Source organism: Bizionia argentinensis JUB59 (assembly GCF_000224335.1).
Taxonomy (GTDB): Bacteria; Bacteroidota; Bacteroidia; order Flavobacteriales; family Flavobacteriaceae; genus Algorimicrobium; species Algorimicrobium argentinense.
Map to the genome: position 1 here is coordinate 1 of NZ_AFXZ01000028.1, position 649 is coordinate 649.

Genomic DNA, 649 nt, shown 5'->3' on the forward strand with positions numbered 1-649 from the left:
AAACGTTGTACACCATTTGAGAAAAACGAGAATACATACAACTAAAAAGTTAGAAAAGTTAGTCAAAAAACTAATCACAACTGACAACAAAACTGATTGCGGAATTCTTGGAAAATGGAATGCAACAGTATTTTATGTTGACAGAAAAAAATGTTGGTTAATCACAAACGGACTGACTAAATACAACGTAATTCTGACTGATATAAAATCATCGGAATTGAGCAAGATTGAGCAGATCTTTAAAGATGCTCTTTTCGGACAACTGAATTATGACGGAATAATAATTGACTTTGAAAATCTGAATTCAATTATTGGCGGACTGGATTTTCTGCCGACAAATAATGACCGTAGCACAACAGGATTTCAAAATCAACGCCTTGAACAATTGGATTGGTGGAAATATGATTTTGGAAGTTTGGAAAATATGCCAATAAAAGATTTAACAAACCGAATGAATACGAGTCCAATTCACATCGGAAATGGAAGAAAAATGTCCGATTATACAGATTCGATAAAAGAAATGAAAAAATTATTAACGGAATAAAAAACGGTGTACAACACTGTATATAAAAAATTACTATTTTTAGCTTAACCAATGTTAGTTGCTTTGTTTGCTAGCTTCTGATTTTCCTGCGGAAAATCCTCGCAC

The 649-nt window shown here is 32.5% G+C and carries 1 protein-coding gene; it reads left to right on the forward strand.

Annotated elements, in window-relative coordinates; translation table 11 throughout:
- Positions 1–544 (forward strand): DUF6933 domain-containing protein (locus tag BZARG_RS08225; RefSeq protein ID WP_040288260.1); only part of this gene is annotated, 544 nt, incomplete at its 5' end.
- Between the last annotated feature and the right edge of the window lie 105 nt (positions 545–649).